At 39.3% G+C, this 16,483-nt stretch carries 17 protein-coding genes and 1 pseudogene; all 18 read left to right on the top strand.

What is annotated here, in order from left to right; all coding sequences use genetic code 11:
* Window positions 1-129 (top strand): annotated as a pseudogene (locus tag ACXVWB_RS10900) (NADH:ubiquinone reductase (Na(+)-transporting) subunit D); the annotation flags it as partial.
* Between the two features lie 3 nt (window positions 130-132).
* Window positions 133-729, top strand: coding sequence for an NADH:ubiquinone reductase (Na(+)-transporting) subunit E (gene nqrE, locus ACXVWB_RS10895; protein ID WP_458485385.1), 597 nt, complete (start codon window positions 133-135; stop codon window positions 727-729).
* A gap of 10 nt (window positions 730-739) precedes the next feature.
* On the top strand, window positions 740-1,975 hold the full coding sequence (gene nqrF / locus ACXVWB_RS10890) for an NADH:ubiquinone reductase (Na(+)-transporting) subunit F (RefSeq protein WP_458485384.1): 1,236 nt from the start codon (window positions 740-742) through the stop codon (window positions 1,973-1,975).
* 132 nt (window positions 1,976-2,107) lie between these two features.
* Window positions 2,108-3,148: an FAD:protein FMN transferase gene (locus ACXVWB_RS10885; protein WP_458485383.1), complete on the top strand. Its 1,041-nt coding sequence runs from the start codon at window positions 2,108-2,110 to the stop codon at window positions 3,146-3,148.
* 2 nt (window positions 3,149-3,150) lie between these two features.
* Window positions 3,151-3,411: a (Na+)-NQR maturation NqrM gene (nqrM, locus tag ACXVWB_RS10880; protein ID WP_014064154.1), complete on the top strand. Its 261-nt coding sequence runs from the start codon at window positions 3,151-3,153 to the stop codon at window positions 3,409-3,411.
* A gap of 30 nt (window positions 3,412-3,441) precedes the next feature.
* The gene (locus ACXVWB_RS10875; RefSeq protein ID WP_014064153.1) at window positions 3,442-3,648 is read left to right on the top strand and encodes a tautomerase family protein; all 207 of its coding nucleotides are present in this window, start codon (window positions 3,442-3,444) and stop codon (window positions 3,646-3,648) included.
* Window positions 3,649-3,759: 111 nt separating this feature from the next.
* Window positions 3,760-4,908, top strand: a complete 1,149-nt coding sequence (gene mnmA, locus ACXVWB_RS10870; RefSeq protein WP_458485382.1) for a tRNA 2-thiouridine(34) synthase MnmA — start codon at window positions 3,760-3,762, stop codon at window positions 4,906-4,908.
* Between the two features lie 81 nt (window positions 4,909-4,989).
* Window positions 4,990-5,808, top strand: coding sequence for a hypothetical protein (locus ACXVWB_RS10865; RefSeq protein ID WP_289902513.1), 819 nt, complete (start codon window positions 4,990-4,992; stop codon window positions 5,806-5,808).
* Window positions 5,809-5,999: 191 nt separating this feature from the next.
* Window positions 6,000-7,127, top strand: coding sequence for an acyl-CoA dehydrogenase family protein (locus ACXVWB_RS10860; protein WP_289902514.1), 1,128 nt, complete (start codon window positions 6,000-6,002; stop codon window positions 7,125-7,127).
* A gap of 13 nt (window positions 7,128-7,140) precedes the next feature.
* Window positions 7,141-7,947 carry a phosphate/phosphite/phosphonate ABC transporter substrate-binding protein gene (locus ACXVWB_RS10855; RefSeq protein WP_289902515.1) on the top strand — a complete coding sequence of 269 codons (807 nt, stop codon included), beginning with the start codon at window positions 7,141-7,143 and terminating at the stop codon, window positions 7,945-7,947.
* Window positions 7,948-8,000: 53 nt separating this feature from the next.
* Entirely contained in the window at window positions 8,001-9,170 is a 1,170-nt protein-coding gene (locus ACXVWB_RS10850; RefSeq protein WP_289902516.1) for a cobalamin-independent methionine synthase II family protein, read from the top strand.
* Entirely contained in the window at window positions 9,163-9,627 is a 465-nt protein-coding gene (locus ACXVWB_RS10845) for an OsmC family protein (protein ID WP_289902517.1), read from the top strand. The genes ACXVWB_RS10850 and ACXVWB_RS10845 overlap by 8 nt, the downstream gene beginning before the upstream one ends.
* A 255-nt stretch (window positions 9,628-9,882) precedes the next feature.
* Window positions 9,883-11,910 carry a BCCT family transporter gene (locus ACXVWB_RS10840; protein ID WP_289902518.1) on the top strand — a complete coding sequence of 676 codons (2,028 nt, stop codon included), beginning with the start codon at window positions 9,883-9,885 and terminating at the stop codon, window positions 11,908-11,910.
* A gap of 129 nt (window positions 11,911-12,039) precedes the next feature.
* Window positions 12,040-12,270: a twin-arginine translocase TatA/TatE family subunit gene (gene tatA, locus ACXVWB_RS10835; protein ID WP_005695386.1), complete on the top strand. Its 231-nt coding sequence runs from the start codon at window positions 12,040-12,042 to the stop codon at window positions 12,268-12,270.
* A 2-nt stretch (window positions 12,271-12,272) separates the two neighbouring features.
* The gene (gene tatB / locus ACXVWB_RS10830; RefSeq protein ID WP_289902519.1) at window positions 12,273-12,824 is read left to right on the top strand and encodes a Sec-independent protein translocase protein TatB; all 552 of its coding nucleotides are present in this window, start codon (window positions 12,273-12,275) and stop codon (window positions 12,822-12,824) included.
* Between the two features lie 9 nt (window positions 12,825-12,833).
* A complete protein-coding gene (gene tatC, locus ACXVWB_RS10825) occupies window positions 12,834-13,628 on the top strand; it encodes a twin-arginine translocase subunit TatC (protein ID WP_297570100.1) in 795 nt (264 codons plus the stop codon).
* Between the two features lie 56 nt (window positions 13,629-13,684).
* On the top strand, window positions 13,685-14,707 hold the full coding sequence (gene hemB, locus ACXVWB_RS10820) for a porphobilinogen synthase (protein WP_289902521.1): 1,023 nt from the start codon (window positions 13,685-13,687) through the stop codon (window positions 14,705-14,707).
* A gap of 227 nt (window positions 14,708-14,934) precedes the next feature.
* The gene (gdhA, locus tag ACXVWB_RS10815) at window positions 14,935-16,284 is read left to right on the top strand and encodes an NADP-specific glutamate dehydrogenase (protein ID WP_289902522.1); all 1,350 of its coding nucleotides are present in this window, start codon (window positions 14,935-14,937) and stop codon (window positions 16,282-16,284) included.
* Window positions 16,285-16,483: the final 199 nt, after the last annotated feature.

Raw genomic sequence — 16,483 nt, 5'->3', positions numbered from 1 at the left:
CAAACGATTCAAGACGGCGGTTGGTATCAACCAAACGGTTTATTCCTTCTTGCACCAAGTGCGTTCTTTATTATCGGTTTCATCATTTGGGGCTTAAGAACGTGGAAACCTGAGCAACAGGAGAAATAATCAATGGAACATTATATTAGCCTATTTGTGAAGGCGATCTTCATTGAAAATATGGCGCTTTCTTTCTTCCTAGGGATGTGTACTTTCCTTGCAGTTTCTAAGAAAGTTTCTACGGCGTTTGGCCTTGGTGTTGCGGTAACAGTGGTACTTGGTATTGCGGTGCCGGCGAACCAATTTGTGTTCGAACATGTGTTAAAAGATAGCGCCTTAGTTGAAGGGGTAGATTTATCCTTCTTAAGCTTTATTACGTTTATCGGGATTATCGCAGGTATCGTTCAAATTCTTGAAATGACTTTAGATAAATTCTTCCCTGCACTTTATAACGCATTAGGTATCTTCCTTCCACTTATCGCCGTAAACTGTGCGATCTTTGGTGGTGTATCTTTTGCGGTACAACGTGAATACACTTTTGCAGAATCTGCAGTTTATGGTGTGGGTGCAGGGCTTGGTTGGATGTTAGCAATCGTTGCGCTTGCAGGTTTAACCGAAAAAATGAAATATGCCGATGTACCGGCAGGCTTAAAAGGATTAGGGATTACCTTTATCACTGCAGGCTTGATGGCGCTTGGCTTTATGTCATTCTCTGGTATTCAGTTATAAGGAGGCATAAATGAGCGAATCTTCAATTTTATTATTAGGTGTTGCGGCATTTACGGTTATCCTTTTAGTGCTCGTTGCGATTATTTTATTCGCTAAATCAAAATTAGTGGATTCTGGTGATATCACCATTACTATTAATGACGATCCTGAAAAAGCGATCACCTTACCTGCTGGTGGTAAATTGCTTGGTGCATTAGCAAGTAAAGGTATTTTCGTTTCTTCTGCTTGTGGTGGTGGTGGCTCTTGTGGTCAATGTGTGGTGAAAGTGAAAAGTGGCGGTGGTGAAATTCTCCCAACCGAACTTTCTCACATTAATAAACGTGAAGCAAAAGAAGGTTATCGTTTAGCTTGCCAAGTGAATGTAAAAGGCAATATGGACGTTGAACTTCCAGAAGAAATCTTCGGCGTGAAAAAATGGGAATGTACCGTTATTTCTAATGATAACAAAGCTACCTTTATTAAAGAGCTTAAATTAGCGATTCCTGAAGGTGAGGAAGTACCTTTCCGTGCAGGTGGTTATATCCAAATTGAAGCCGAACCGCATACGGTTTACTATAAAGATTTTGATATCCCAGAAGAATACCACGAAGATTGGGACAAATACGATTTATGGCGTTACGTGTCTAAAGTGGATGAGCATATTGTTCGTGCTTACTCAATGGCTTCATATCCAGAAGAGAAAGGCATCATTATGCTTAACGTGCGTATTGCAACGCCTCCACCACGTCAACCTGATGCGCCTCCAGGTCAAATGTCTTCTTACATTTGGTCATTAAAACCAGGTGATAAAGTGACAATTTCTGGTCCATTCGGTGAGTTCTTCGCGAAAGAAACCGATAATGAGATGGTATTCATCGGTGGTGGTGCGGGTATGGCACCAATGCGTTCTCATATCTTTGACCAATTAAAACGTTTACACTCTAAACGTAAAATGTCATTCTGGTATGGTGCACGTTCTAAACGTGAAATGTTCTATGTAGAAGATTTTGATCAGCTTCAAGCAGAAAATCCTAACTTTACATGGCACGTGGCATTATCTGATCCGTTACCAGAAGATAACTGGACAGGTTACACCGGCTTTATTCACAACGTACTTTATGAAAACTACTTGAAAAATCATGAAGCACCAGAAGATTGTGAATACTACATGTGTGGACCTCCGGTGATGAACGCGGCGGTCATCAAAATGTTGAAAGACCTCGGTGTTGAAGATGAAAATATCTTATTAGATGACTTCGGTGGTTGATTTTAGTTAATCAAAACATCATTAAAACTGACCGCACTTTGTGATGAAGTGCGGTCAATATTTAAGATGGATTACAGGCAAGCTGATGGAAGAGTCGGTTTGCTTGTAATTCATATATTTAGGAAGGAATAGATGAAAAAAGTATTAAGCGGGTTGATTGCTGTCGTCCTAGCTTGTTCATTAAGTGCGTGTAAGAAAGATCCCGAAATTATTTCACTTAGCGGTAAAACCATGGGAACCACTTACCATATCCGCTACATTGAAGATGATTCTGTTAGCAAAAACGCACAAAAAACACATGAGCAAATTGAAGTGGTTTTAAAAGATGTGAATCAGAAAATGTCCACTTACATTAAAGATTCCGAATTAAGTCGCTTTAATCAAAATACACAAGTGAATACGCCAATTGAAATTTCTGCGGACTTTGCCAAAGTATTACAAGAAGCGATCCGTTTAAATCAGGTTACTGAAGGTTCATTGGATGTGACGGTAGGACCTGTAGTGAATTTATGGGGATTTGGCCCAGAAAAACGCCCAGAACGTAAACCAACCCCAGAGCAACTTGCTGAACGTCAAAGTTGGGTGGGAATTGATAAAATTCACCTTGATATGAGCGGTAAAACCCCAACATTAAGTAAAGCAGTACCGCAGGTTTATATTGATTTGTCATCTATTGCTAAGGGCTTTGGCGTGGATCAAGTTGCGGATGTCTTAGAGCAACACCACGTGCAAAATTATATGGTGGAAATTGGCGGGGAAATTCGCGCTAAAGGTAAAAATCCTGAGAATAAAGCCTGGCAAATCGCTATTGAAAAACCGAATAATACGGGTGAAAGAGCAGTCCAAGAAGTGATTGGGTTAAATAATATGGCGATGGCCACTTCAGGCGATTACCGTATTTATTTTGAGGAAAATGGCCAACGTTTTGCTCATGAAATTGACCCGAAAACCGGCTATCCAATTCAGCATCATTTAGCCTCAATTACCGTGCTTGCACCAAGTTCGATGACGGCTGATGGCTTATCTACAGGTTTATTTGTACTCGGTGAAAATAAAGCACTTGAAGTGGCCGAGAAAGAAAATATTCCAGTGTATTTAATCATGAAAACGGAACAAGGCTTTGAAACGAAAATGTCCTCAGCCTTCCAAAAATTACTCGAAAATAAGGAATAATCATGCAAACGTTATTTTTTACTCTATTAGCTTTTGTGGCAATCATCGTATTGATGTCAGTAGGCTTTATCTTTAAAAAGCAAGCCTTAAAAGGCAGCTGTGGCGGACTTTCATCACTCGGTATTGCCAAAGCCTGTGACTGCGATAAACCTTGCGACACTTTACAAGAAAAATTAGATGCTGGTGATGAAAATGCCAAAGCTGAGTACGAACAAAAATTTGCGAAGAAAGACGATGATTCGCAATTTTATGAAGTGAAGTAGTTCCATTTAACGTTGTGATGAGAGAACAGTATGCCCTATGTCAATATTAAAGTGACCGGTGGAGCAGAGGCGCCGACAGCTAAACAAAAAGCAGAGTTAATTGAAGGTGTCACCCATTTATTACAGAAAGTGTTAAACAAAAATCCCGAAACGACAGTGGTGGTTATTGACGAAGTCGATATGGATAACTGGGGGATTGGAGGGAAAACGGTAACTTCTCGACGTTCAATGAAGTGATCATGCCGTAACCTGTATGAAAGAGCCCGAAATTGTCGGGCATTTTTACTCTTACTTGATTTGCGGTAGAATGCCCAATTATTTATTTAGTGGAACATTTATTACTAAACTATGAAATCACAAACCTACGAAAAACATTTTCCGAAATTCTCTGCAGAACAACTTGCCGAAAATTCCACTAAAAAAGTCATTTGCGGTATGTCCGGCGGGGTAGATTCTTCGGTGTCTGCCTTTATTCTTCAACAACAAGGCTACCAAGTGGAAGGCCTGTTTATGAAAAACTGGGAAGAAGATGACGATACCGATTATTGTACAGCCGCAGCGGATCTTGCTGATGCGCAAGCAGTATGTGACAAGCTAGGTATTAAGCTACATAAAATCAATTTTGCGGCAGAATATTGGGATAACGTGTTTGAACATTTCTTAACAGAATACAAAGCTGGTCGTACGCCAAACCCAGATATTTTGTGCAATAAAGAAATTAAATTTAAAGCTTTCTTAGAATATGCGGCAGAAGATTTAGGTGCTAATTATATTGCTACCGGCCATTATGTGCGTCGTCGCGGGGCAGATGATCAGGCTGAACTATTGCGGGGTTTAGATAGCAACAAAGATCAAAGTTATTTTCTTTACACCTTGAGTAAAAATCAGGTAGGCCAAAGCCTTTTCCCTGTAGGTGAAATTGAAAAGCCGATTGTACGTGCTATTGCGGAAGATTTAGGTTTAATTACTGCGAAGAAAAAAGATTCTACGGGTATTTGTTTTATTGGTGAGCGTAAATTTAAAGATTTCTTGGCGCGTTATTTGCCTGCACAACCGGGTGATATCCGTACTGTAGATGGCGAGATTATTGGTCGCCATGAAGGCTTGATGTACCACACGCTCGGGCAACGTAAAGGGCTGGGTATCGGTGGATTAAAAAATGCTGGTGATGAAGCTTGGTATGTAGTGGATAAAGATGTCGAAAACAATGAATTGATTGTGGCACAAGGACATGATCATCCACGCTTGTTCTCCAAAGGCTTAATTGCCAAACAGCTCCACTGGGTAAATCGCGAACCCGTGCGTGAGGCGTTCCGTTGCACCGTGAAAACTCGTTATCGTCAAACGGATATTGCTTGTTTGGTTGAGCCGATTGATGACGATTGTATTCGAGTAATTTTTGACGAACCGCAAGCCGCGGTCACACCAGGTCAATCAGCGGTATTTTATCTTGATGAAGTCTGCTTAGGTGGCGGCATTATCGAAGAACGAATTTAATCAACACCTAACAAAGTGCGGTCAGAAATTTAACGTTTTTTCTGACCGCACTTTTTAATTATTTTGCTAACCGGAGTTTTTATGCGACGTATTATATTCGGATGTATTCTGACCTTATGTTATACGGCTGTTTTTGCACAGATGAAAACAGACTTAGCCTTATTAAATTTGAAAGGCCCTGTAAAAAAATGGGAAATGAAATTGATCGATCCCAAGGATTCTTCGATTTTGGAGCATAAGATTACTTTTTTTAATCCGCGGGGATTTAAAACTAAAGAAGAAACATTAGGGAATTTCGCTCAGATACAAAACTTTGTGTATGATGAAAAAGGACGTTTGATTAAATCTTTTATAGAAGGTGATAATGATGCTATCGAATATCTTTATCACACGAATGCTGATAATTCATTGACAGTAATCCATAAGTATAAAGCGAAAGGTATGCTTGATAGGATCATATCTGAAAATACTTATGATAAAAATGGATTGCTCATCATTGAAAAAACGGAAGATGAGTCTTGTGAGGAAAGGTGCGAAAAACTTGAAAATGGCATGAATAAATATAGTCATCATTATGATGAACAGGGCAATCTTGTAGAAATTAGAAATGAGCTTTTTAATAATGAATCTACCAAATATACCAATAAATATGTTGATGGCAAATTAGTTGAACAAACAGAATACATGCATGGTGGAAAAGTGGTAAGAACTTTTGATGTAAATGGATATCCGATCAAACTTGAAGACTTTCCGCCTTATGGATTTGGTGATGGTAGTGTATCTTCCATAAAGCGTTGGAAAAATACGGTGGATGATCATGGTAATGTGGTGAAGATTGAAGAATTTGATAATGTTAATCATCCAAGCTCAATAATTATAAACTCATATGAATACTATTAGCTCAAAGTGCGGTCAGAAATTTAGAGATTTTTCTGACCGCACTTTTTCCCCGTGAATCTTCACGGTCTAAAAAATCATGATCCACATCACATTACTGAAATTATTTTGAATTAAATACTAGAAAAAAGAAATAGCGCATAATAATATCGACCTCGTAGAAAGTTTTTCTCAACACAAAATAAGGATATATTATGTCGCAAATCTATACTCAGGTGAGAAAGTTAGCGGAACAGTTTATTGAGCCTTACGCAGACGAACTCGATCAAAAAAAAGAATTTCCTGTTCAGGCATTTAAGGAATTAGGTAAAGGCGGTTGGTTTTCACTTTTAATTCCCAAAGAATATGGTGGAATGGGGTTAACCCTGAAAGAACATGCTGAAGTCTGTATGGCGTTAGCTGAAAGTTCAGCCTCTGCCGGTCTCTGTTATATGATGAGTAACGTTGCAGTGAATTGTTTAAATCTATTTGGTAGCGATCAACTCAAACAAAAAATCTTTTCTGACATTGTTCAAAATCAAACCTTTGCTGCACTCGCCTATAGTGAGTTAGGCACAGGAACTCACTTCTATATCACCGATGCAATCGCACAATTCAATGCTGAACATGCAGTCTTCAATGGCTTAAAATCCATGGTGACATCAGGAAATTATGCTTCTTATTATTTAGCCCTTTTACCTTCTGAAAATGGTGAAACTATTGATAACTGGGTGCTTCCACTTGGTACTCAAGGCCTAACTTTTGAAGCTGATAGCTGGAATGGCTTAGGTATGCGTAGCAATGTCTCTTGCTTTATGCGAATGACCGATATGCCATTAGATCGTAGCTGGCGTATTGGCGAAGTTGGCGCAGGCGCAGAACAAGTATTTGGTGGCATTGCACCAGCCTTTATTTGTGGTTTAGCAGCTGTCTATAGTGGCGTATGTAAAGCTGTGCTTACCGAGGCAATTAAACATTCAACACACCGTAAATACACATCGGGCACTGCATTAGCAGAAATTGAAACCGTGCAAATTCATTTAGCCAAAATCTATGCAAACACGAATGCTGCAGTATGCGCTACGCGAGATGCGGCTCGTGCAGCCACAGAAGGTGATGCAGATGCATTAGCTAAATTATTAGCAGCCCGTATTCTTGCGAGCGAAAACGCTATTACTCTTGCTCAAATTGGTATGCGTATTGGCGGTGGCAAGGCTTATAACAAAATGGGGCCAATGGAACGCTATTTACGTGATGCATTAGCAAGCCAAGTAATGGCGCCAAGTGTCGATGTGCTAAATATTTGGTTAGGTAAAGCCATTACAGGTCAACAAATTCCATAAAGAGTGGTGAAAAATGAGTGAGAAATTAAAAATCGGGGCGGTAATCTACGCCCCACAAGTGACAGTTATTTGGGGCATTATTGCAGACTTTTTCGAAAAAGAAGGTTTCCCTATTGAGCCAGTCTATTTCAAAGACTACAAAGGACAAGTTGATGCGTTACTCAATAATGAAATTGATGTGGCGTGGAACTCTCCCCTTGCTTGGTTAGATGGTTACTTGCGTAGTGCTGGTAAAACTTTAAATGGTGCAATGCGTGATACCGACCAAGATCGTCAAAGCTATTTAGTTGTTAATGATCCAACTATACAATCTATTGAAGATTTAAAAAATAAAACTATAGCTTTTGGTGCGATTGATTCCCCACAAGCGCGGTTAATTCCAATCGAGTTTTTACATCAACATGGCTTGGAATTTGGTCAAGATTATGTAGAAAAACGCTTTGATGTGGGTGTTGGTTTACACGGTGATCATGTAGGCGGTGAATTAGATGCAGCCAATGCATTAAAAGCTCGCCAAGTTGCGGCAACATGGATGTTAGATTTCAATTTTGAACGTTGGACAAAAGATGGTACGCTCGATCCTGCAACAGTTCGAGTACTCGCAAAAACACCATCATTTGACCATTGTATTTTTAGTGGGCGCGTGGGATTAGATGAAACCAAATTCAATGCATTCACCGAAACCTTGTTCAAAATGGATTATAACAATCCAGAACATAAAGAAATGATGGATTTGGAAGGATTAAAACGTTGGGTTGCGGGTAGAACAGAAGGTTTTGCTCAATTACAAGCTGCCAATGAATATTTAAAATTCTTTTAAGATTGATATATCATGATGGGCGTGTAATAAACGCCCATCATTGTGGATTTTCTATGGAACTTTTCACAACTTCCCTTTTAGGCTCAATGCCTCGTAGTCAAGCACTTTTGATGGCGCGTAAAAAGCACGTACTCGGTAAAATAACCACAACAGAGCTTAAGCAAATCGTTGTTCAAGAAACAAAACAAATTGTCGAACTTCAACAACGTACTGGCATTGATATTATCACGAGTGGCGAATTACTTCGCGACAATTACCTTTCTTTTATTGCACAAAAAATTCAAGGCGCAATCTTGATGAGCATGAGTGAAATGCTCGATCACATTAAAGAAAAGCAAATTTTTGAGTCAATGCTAGAAACCTTGGATGTTCCCGCACTTTCCATAAAAAATGCTATTGGCGTGGGAAAAATCAGCTACAAACAATCTTTAGTAGCAGATGAAATGCTACTACTAAAAAATCTAACCAAGCAACCAATTAAAGCAACCTTGCCAGGGCCTTACTTAATGGCTCGATCCATGTGGCTTTCGTCTGTGTCAGGGCTACATTATTCATCAAAAGAAGAAATGGCGAAGGATGTTGTAGCTATATTAAAGCAAGAAATTGATCATTTGTGTGAGCTAGGTGTAAGTGTAGTTCAATTTGATGAGCCTGTTTTGACAGAAGTTATTTTTAGCCATCATCAAACACGTTCATTTATGTGTGCCGCGTTAAGCGAAAAACAAGATTTTGCAGCGGAACTACAGTTTGCGAAAAGTTTAATTACTCAAATCTTTGAGTATGCAAGAAATAAAAATATCAAAACCGCATTACATGTATGCCGTGGTAACTGGAGCAAAGATGAGAGTGTATTACTACGCGGACCTTATACGTCATTAGTGGATTTATTTGAATCGGCATTACCTGATATTTTAATGCTCGAATTTTCTACGCCAAGAGCTGGAGAATTAAGTTCGTTATTAGAAAGTAAAATCTTAAGACAAAAATGTATTTTAGGCTTAGGCGTCATTAATCCTCGTTCTGATGAGGTAGAAACCGTAGCGCAGATTGTTCAACGGGCAGAAAAAGCCTTAAACTTCCTTCCACCAGAGCAAATTTGGCTAAATCCAGATTGTGGATTTGCTACTTTTTCCAACCGCCCTTTAAATGGATTTGACATTATTGAAGCCAAACTTAAGGTATTAAATGAAGCAAAATTAATATTGAGGGAACGTTATGTATAACGTACCTGAAAGTGAATGTTTTACAGCTAAATATCGAGCCGTATTACGCGGAGAAGAAATTAAATTATTCACTCCGAATGACAACATTTCTCTCTATTCACAAGTCAATTTTGATAACCAATCGTTACAGAAAAGTGCGGTAGATTATTTTGCTGTTTCTATTTTAGGTGGCATTTTGAGTAGTGTAAAAGCACATTTTGCTCAACAACGTGCCGATATTGTGGAAATGGAAGGAAAAATTTGGCTCAATCTAGCCAATCCTTTAACCTTACTTGGTGTGCATGGTTATGATGAACCTCCACACATAACCGATTGTAAAATTAAAATTTTTATTTCATCTGATTTAGATGATCAGACGTTTGATAAGCTTACTGAAGCTGCATTAAGAAATTGTTTTATCTACAACACATTAAATAAAACGTTTTCTTTTACTGTCTTGTTTGAGCAAGTTTTGTAATTCATTATATCAGTTAAAAATACTACTTAAATTAAATACCATCAATATTTTCCTAATTTGAAACAATTGGTATTTTTTGATACCATAAATGCACTTTTGGAAACAATCCACTCAAATCCTACTGAGCGTTTCCTTCAAAATCGCACTTCTCCGTGCTGTTATTTGCGATGGTTCCATCGCACCATTTAGGGCTTAAGGCCTTGTTTTATTTAATCTGATTTTATTTTTATTCACTTAATTTTTAAGGGGAAAGCGTTGTCTTTATCTAAATTTATGGAAAAGCAAACGTCGTTCAATCCTTTAGTGATTGGTGCAACGTTATTTTTTGTGGTGTTACTTGTCGCGATGATTTTAATCGCACCTGAACAAACGCAAACTTTATTAAATGCCGCCAAATCGGGCATTTTTGCTAACTTTAGTTGGTTTTACGTATTAGCATTCTCAGTATTTTTGGGCTTTTTAGTCATTTTATCAGTCAGTAGCCTAGGTAATATCAAATTAGGCAATGATGAAGAAGAGCCTGAATTCGGTTTTCTCTCTTGGTTGTCGATGTTATTTGCTGCCGGCATGGGGGTAGGGTTGATGTTCTTTGGTGTTGCAGAGCCATTGACGCATTACTTATCTGATATTACCACAGGCAGCGCAGAGCATAAGCAACAAGAAGCTTTGTTACACACCTTATTCCACTGGGGAATTCATGCCTGGGCGGTGTATGGCACGATTGCGTTGGCATTAGCTTACTTTGGATTCCGTTACAAATTACCTTTAGCATTGCGTTCTTGTTTCTATCCGTTATTGAAAGAGCGTATTAATGGCAAGTTAGGCGATCTTATCGACATTATGGCGCTACTTGCTACCTTATTCGGTATTATCACAACGTTAGGTTTCGGTGCTTCTCAATTGGGGGCAGGCTTACATCAATTAGGCTGGATTAGCGAAAATAGCTTCAGCTTGCAAATTGTTGTGATTGCTGTGGTGATGAGTTTAGCTACATTTTCCGCGATTTCTGGTGTAGGAAAAGGGGTAAAAATCTTAAGTGAGCTGAATTTAACATTAGCTTTCTGTTTGTTGATTTTCGTATTAGTGGCGGGGCCAACACTTTATTTGTTATCCGCTTTTAGCGACAACATCGGAACTTATCTCAGCAACTTAGTCCAATTAAGCTTCAAAACCTATGTTTATGAACAAGAACATACTGGCTGGTTTAGCGGTTGGACCATTCTGTATTGGGCGTGGTGGTGTTCTTGGGCGCCATTTGTAGGTTTATTTATTGCGCGTATCTCAAAAGGGCGTACCATTCGCGAATTTATTTTCGGTGTGTTGGTGATTCCTAGCATGTTCGGCATCTTATGGTTTACTGTATTTGGTAATACGGCCATTTGGTTGAATGATGGGGAAGCTGCAGGTACGTTAGGACAAATGATTTCCTCGCCTGAAACGTTGCTTTTTAAATTCTTAGATTATTTACCGCTTTCTGGTGTGACCGGTTTAGTGAGTTTGGTGGTGATTTCTTTATTCTTTATCACCTCGGCAGACTCCGGTATTTATGTATTAAATAACATTGCATCACGCGATAAAAGCCTTGCAGCACCTCGTTGGCAGGCCGTAATGTGGGGTGTATTAATGTCAGTCGTCGCGATTGTTTTAATGCAATCGGGTGGTTTGGCAAACCTGCAGGCAATGACCTTGTTGGTAGCATTACCTTTTGCGATGTTGATGTTACTGATGTGCTTTAGTTTATGGAAAGGCTTGAGTGCAGATAAAAAATATTTTGATACCAAAGTTAATCCAACCAGTATTTTCTGGACAGGTGATAAGTGGAAAGAACGTTTGGAACAAATGATGAACCAAACGCAAGAAAAAGATATTTTACGTTTCCTTAAACATACGGTTTTACCGGCTATGCGTGAATTACGTCAAGAGTTGATTGGCAAATATGACTTAAGCGTACAAATTAACACGCTATTTGATCAAGATGAACCTGCAGTCGAGTTAGTCATTCAGAAAGATTTGATGCGAGACTTTATGTATGGGGTGAAATCTATCGGTCGTGAGGTGTCAGAGCAATTAATTAATGACGATAACTTGCCACATATCCAGCATAGTATGACTTATGAGCCATACACTTACTTCTTTGATGGTCGAGTGGGTTATGATGTGCAATATATGGATCAAGATGAATTAATTGCGGATATGTTGAAACATTATGAACGTTACTTAAGTTTGCTCGACGATGTGGGTCAAGAATTGATGGCACACGAGCAAACAGAACTGGCTGAATAATAAGAATAAAGTGCGGTTGAAAATAACATTATTTTTTGACCGCACTTTTAAAATTACCTCTTGAGACAAATGCATAAAAAGAGTATATTCAAGCCCAAATTTTCAATTTAATTCTAACGGAGTTTTTCTATGTTTGGTTTATCCCCAGCACAAATGATTATTTTATTAGTCGTGATTTTATTAGTATTTGGGACGAAAAAATTACGTAATGCGGGCTCTGATCTCGGTGCAGCAGTAAAAGGCTTTAAAAAGGCGATGTCTGACGATGAACCGAAAAAAGATGCGGAATTTACTCAAATTAAAGACGGTACAACAACCGCTGAAAAAACTGAAACTGTAAAAGATAAAGAACAGGCATAACCGTGTTTGATATTGGTTTTTCCGAACTTGTTTTATTGATGCTTGTGGGCTTAGTAGTACTAGGCCCTAAGCGTTTACCTGTGGCTATTCGCACGGTAATGGGCTGGGTGAAAACGATCCGTGGGTTGGCAGCTAATGTTCAAAATGAATTAAAACAAGAGCTTAAATTGCAAGAATTGCAAGATAGCATCAAGAAAGCGGAACAACTGAATCTAAAACAGCTTTCCCCAGACTTAAGTAAAACCGTTGAAGAGCTAAAAGAGCAAGCTCAAAAAATGCGTGCAGAGCTAGAAGAAAAAGCGGCTGCTGCGGGCACAACGGTCGAAGAGCAAATTAAAGAAATTAAAAGTGCGGCTGAAAATTTGGCTGAAACAACATCGACAGAGCATGTAGAGAATGAACTTGCTGAAGTTTCAGAACTTGAAAAAACAGAAGTAGATTTGACCGCACTTGAAGCCCATGAACAAGCTGAATTAACCGAGCGTTTATCTGATTACTATTCGCCGGATGATGTGGAACTGCAACCAGCACCTAAATCTGAAGCTAAGTCCTAGAGAATAATTATGAGCAATACGACGGACGATTCCCAACCGCTAATTACCCATCTTGTTGAACTCAGAAACCGCTTATTACGTTGTGTAATTTGTATTTTAGTGGTTTTTGTGGCGTTGGTTTATTTTTCTAATGATATTTATCATTTTGTTGCTGCACCTTTAACGGCTGTGATGCCAAAAGGCGCAACCATGATTGCCACCAATATCCAAACGCCTTTCTTTACACCAATTAAATTAACTGCGATTGTATCGGTGTTTATTTCGGTGCCTTATTTGCTTTATCAAATTTGGGCGTTTGTTGCACCGGCGCTGTATCAACATGAAAAACGTTTAATTTATCCGTTATTATTTTCCAGTACAGTTTTATTCTATTGGGGTGTAGCATTTGCTTATTATATTGTTTTCCCTTTTGTGTTTAGTTTCTTTACCCAAACTGCACCGGAAGGGGTGGCTATCGCCACAGATATCAGTAGTTACCTTGATTTTGCGCTAGCGTTATTCTTGGCATTTGGTGTGTGTTTTGAAGTACCCGTTGCTATTATTTTGCTTTGCTGGACAGGTGTCACAACCACGAAAGCATTGGCGGCAAAACGTCCTTATATTATTGTGGGAGCATTCTTTGTTGGCATGATCTTAACGCCACCAGACGTTTTCTCTCAAACTTTACTCGCTGTACCGATGTGCCTTTTATTTGAATTAGGCTTGTTAGTTGCTCGTTTCTATCAACCGAAAGAGAATGAAGAAGAGACAACGGATGAAGAAAGTGCGGTAGAAAATCAGGCTGATTTAAATCACAAAGATTAAGAAAATGGGCGTAGGTGATACGCCCTTTTAACATCATAAAAAACAGGAATATTATTATGACTCAACAAATTTTAGGCGGTTTCCCAACCCGTCGTCTTCGTCGTTTACGTAAACATGATTTTAGCCGTCGTTTAGTGGCAGAAAATACCTTAACAGCTAATGATTTAATTTATCCAGTATTTATTATTGAAGGCGAAAATCATCGTGAACCAGTGCCTTCAATGCCTAAAGTTGAACGTTTAACGATCGATCAATTATTAATTGAAGCAGGCCTTTTGGTGAAATACGGTGTGCCAGTGATCGCATTATTCCCTGTGGTTGAGCAAGATAAAAAATCTTTAATGGCAGATGAAGCGTTTAACCCAAATGGTTTGGTACAGCGAGCAGTGAGAGCATTAAAAGGCGCTTATCCAGAATTAGGTGTGTTAACAGATGTCGCACTCGATCCTTATACATTACACGGACAAGATGGGATCATTGATGAAGAAGGCTATGTCTTAAACGATATCACAACAGATATCCTGATTAAACAGGCTGTTTCACACGCTGAAGCAGGTGCTGATATTGTGGCGCCGAGTGATATGATGGATGGACGTATTAGTCGTATTCGTCAGGCGTTGGAAGAGAATGGTCATATCAACACGCAAATTATGGCATACTCAGCGAAATATGCGTCTAATTACTATGGTCCATTCCGTGATGCAGTCGGTTCTGCGGGTAATCTGAAAGGTGGCGATAAGAAAACTTACCAACTTGATCCGGCAAATGGCAATGAGGGCTTGCAAGAAGTCGCACTTGATTTACAAGAAGGTGCGGATATGGTGATGGTAAAACCAGGTATGCCATATTTGGATATGGTCTATCGCGTGAAAGAGTATTTCGGCGTGCCGACTTTTGCTTACCAAGTTTCTGGCGAATACGCGATGCATATGGCAGCTATTCAAAATGGTTGGTTAAAAGAAAAAGAATGCATTATGGAATCATTGCTTTGTTTTAAACGTGCGGGTGCAGATGGTATCTTAACGTACTTTGCGAAGCAGGTTGCAGAGTGGCTTTACTTAGAAGGTAAAAATAAATAAGGACTTTTTAAGTTGAAGTGTTAGCTTAGATGCTGATTTTAGATCTTATCTAATAGAAACGAGAAAATATTGAATATTTTCTCGTTTTTTATTTTTTCTTCATTTTTTCTATAAAAAAACTGTTGCTAAATTGATTTTTCCATTGCTATATTGGAGGCACACCGTAAGAAGACGGTGAAATAAAATAATTTTACACACATCATACTCACTACTAGAAGGAAAATCCTATGTCAGCAGTAGCATCCTTAGACGAATTTCTCGAAAAAGTGGCTCAACGTGATGGCCACCAACCTGAGTTTTTACAAGCCGTTCGTGAAGTGTTTACTTCAATCTGGCCTTTCTTGGAAGCAAATCCTAAATACCGTTCAGAAGCTTTATTAGAGCGTTTAGTTGAACCTGAGCGCGCATTTCAGTTCCGTGTGGCGTGGACTGATGATAAAGGTCAAGTTCAAGTAAACCGAGCTTTCCGTATTCAATTCAACAGCGCAATTGGTCCATATAAAGGCGGAATGCGTTTCCATCCATCCGTTAACTTATCGATTTTAAAATTCTTAGGCTTTGAACAGATATTTAAAAATGCCTTAACCACATTGCCAATGGGCGGTGCGAAAGGTGGTTCAGATTTTGATCCTAAAGGTAAATCAGATGCAGAAGTCATGCGTTTTTGCCAAGCGTTAATGGCAGAACTTTATCGTCATGTAGGGCCGGATACCGATGTGCCGGCAGGCGATATCGGTGTAGGTGGCCGTGAAGTCGGCTATCTTGCAGGCTATATGAAAAAATTATCAAACCAAGCTGCTTGTGTGTTTACGGGGCGTGGTCTTTCATTCGGTGGAAGTTTAATTCGCCCTGAAGCGACGGGTTATGGTTTGGTGTATTTCGCACAAGCAATGCTCGCTGAAAAAGGGGATTGCTTCCAAGGTAAAACCGTTTTAGTTTCTGGCTCGGGTAACGTGGCGCAATATGCCATTGAAAAAGCGATGGAGCTCGGTGCGAAAGTGGTAACTTGTTCTGACTCAGCAGGTTATGTGTATTTGCCAGAAGGTTTTGACCGTGAAAAATTAGCTGCGTTATTGGAGCTCAAAAATGTAAAACGTGGTCGCGTTCAAGAATTTGCGGAACAGTTTGATTTACAATATTTTGCAGGTAAACGCCCTTGGGAAGTGAAAGCGGATATTGCGCTTCCTTGTGCAACCCAAAATGAATTAGAGATTGCAGACGCTAAAACCTTAATTGCAAATGGCGTGAAATTAGTTGCTGAAGGCGCTAATATGCCAACCACAATTGAAGCAACAGAGGCATTTTTAGAGGCGGGCGTGTTATTTGGCCCAGGTAAAGCAGCAAATGCCGGTGGTGTAGCAACCTCTGGTTTAGAAATGGCACAGAGCTCACAACGTTTGTATTGGACGGCTGAAGAGGTGGATAAACAGCTTCATCGTATCATGTTAGATATTCATGCAAACTGTAAAAAATATGGCACTGTCGCTGGTCAAGCAAACATCAACTATGTTGTCGGGGCAAATGTTGCAGGCTTTGTGAAAGTGGCTGATGCAATGTTGGCGCAAGGGGTTTATTAATTCAATAAATGAATGAAAATTTGGCCGCACTTTGTGATGAAGTGCGGTCATTTTTTATGGTGAATTTCTCAAGTTGAAATGGGCTTGTGGCTTGCTTTTTTGCTCAAAAAGTGTAAAATCTTCAGGCTTTTTGTCTATATATACAGAGAAAAAAGTAAGCTATATTCTTAAATCACTTTCGAGTTTGAGAATATTCTTT

It is taken from the genome of Haemophilus sp. SZY H53, assembly GCF_054332375.1.
Note: the sequence above shows the minus strand (reverse complement) of the source record. Positions and strands in the feature narration are given on the sequence as shown.

What these genes read in the sequence shown, in the direction of transcription:
- tatA (WP_005695386.1), top strand. Translation starts at nt 12,040, where the DNA reads ATGTTTGGTTTATCCCCAGCACAAATGATTATTTTATTAGTCGTGATT.
- hemB (WP_289902521.1), top strand. Translation starts at nt 13,685, where the DNA reads ATGACTCAACAAATTTTAGGCGGTTTCCCAACCCGTCGTCTTCGTCGT.
- ACXVWB_RS10875 (WP_014064153.1), top strand. Translation starts at nt 3,442, where the DNA reads ATGCCCTATGTCAATATTAAAGTGACCGGTGGAGCAGAGGCGCCGACA.
- nqrF (WP_458485384.1), top strand. Translation starts at nt 740, where the DNA reads ATGAGCGAATCTTCAATTTTATTATTAGGTGTTGCGGCATTTACGGTT.
- nqrE (WP_458485385.1), top strand. Translation starts at nt 133, where the DNA reads ATGGAACATTATATTAGCCTATTTGTGAAGGCGATCTTCATTGAAAAT.
- ACXVWB_RS10865 (WP_289902513.1), top strand. Translation starts at nt 4,990, where the DNA reads ATGCGACGTATTATATTCGGATGTATTCTGACCTTATGTTATACGGCT.
- gdhA (WP_289902522.1), top strand. Translation starts at nt 14,935, where the DNA reads ATGTCAGCAGTAGCATCCTTAGACGAATTTCTCGAAAAAGTGGCTCAA.
- ACXVWB_RS10885 (WP_458485383.1), top strand. Translation starts at nt 2,108, where the DNA reads ATGAAAAAAGTATTAAGCGGGTTGATTGCTGTCGTCCTAGCTTGTTCA.
- ACXVWB_RS10845 (WP_289902517.1), top strand. Translation starts at nt 9,163, where the DNA reads ATGTATAACGTACCTGAAAGTGAATGTTTTACAGCTAAATATCGAGCC.
- nqrM (WP_014064154.1), top strand. Translation starts at nt 3,151, where the DNA reads ATGCAAACGTTATTTTTTACTCTATTAGCTTTTGTGGCAATCATCGTA.
- tatC (WP_297570100.1), top strand. Translation starts at nt 12,834, where the DNA reads ATGAGCAATACGACGGACGATTCCCAACCGCTAATTACCCATCTTGTT.
- ACXVWB_RS10855 (WP_289902515.1), top strand. Translation starts at nt 7,141, where the DNA reads ATGAGTGAGAAATTAAAAATCGGGGCGGTAATCTACGCCCCACAAGTG.
- ACXVWB_RS10850 (WP_289902516.1), top strand. Translation starts at nt 8,001, where the DNA reads ATGGAACTTTTCACAACTTCCCTTTTAGGCTCAATGCCTCGTAGTCAA.
- mnmA (WP_458485382.1), top strand. Translation starts at nt 3,760, where the DNA reads ATGAAATCACAAACCTACGAAAAACATTTTCCGAAATTCTCTGCAGAA.
- ACXVWB_RS10860 (WP_289902514.1), top strand. Translation starts at nt 6,000, where the DNA reads ATGTCGCAAATCTATACTCAGGTGAGAAAGTTAGCGGAACAGTTTATT.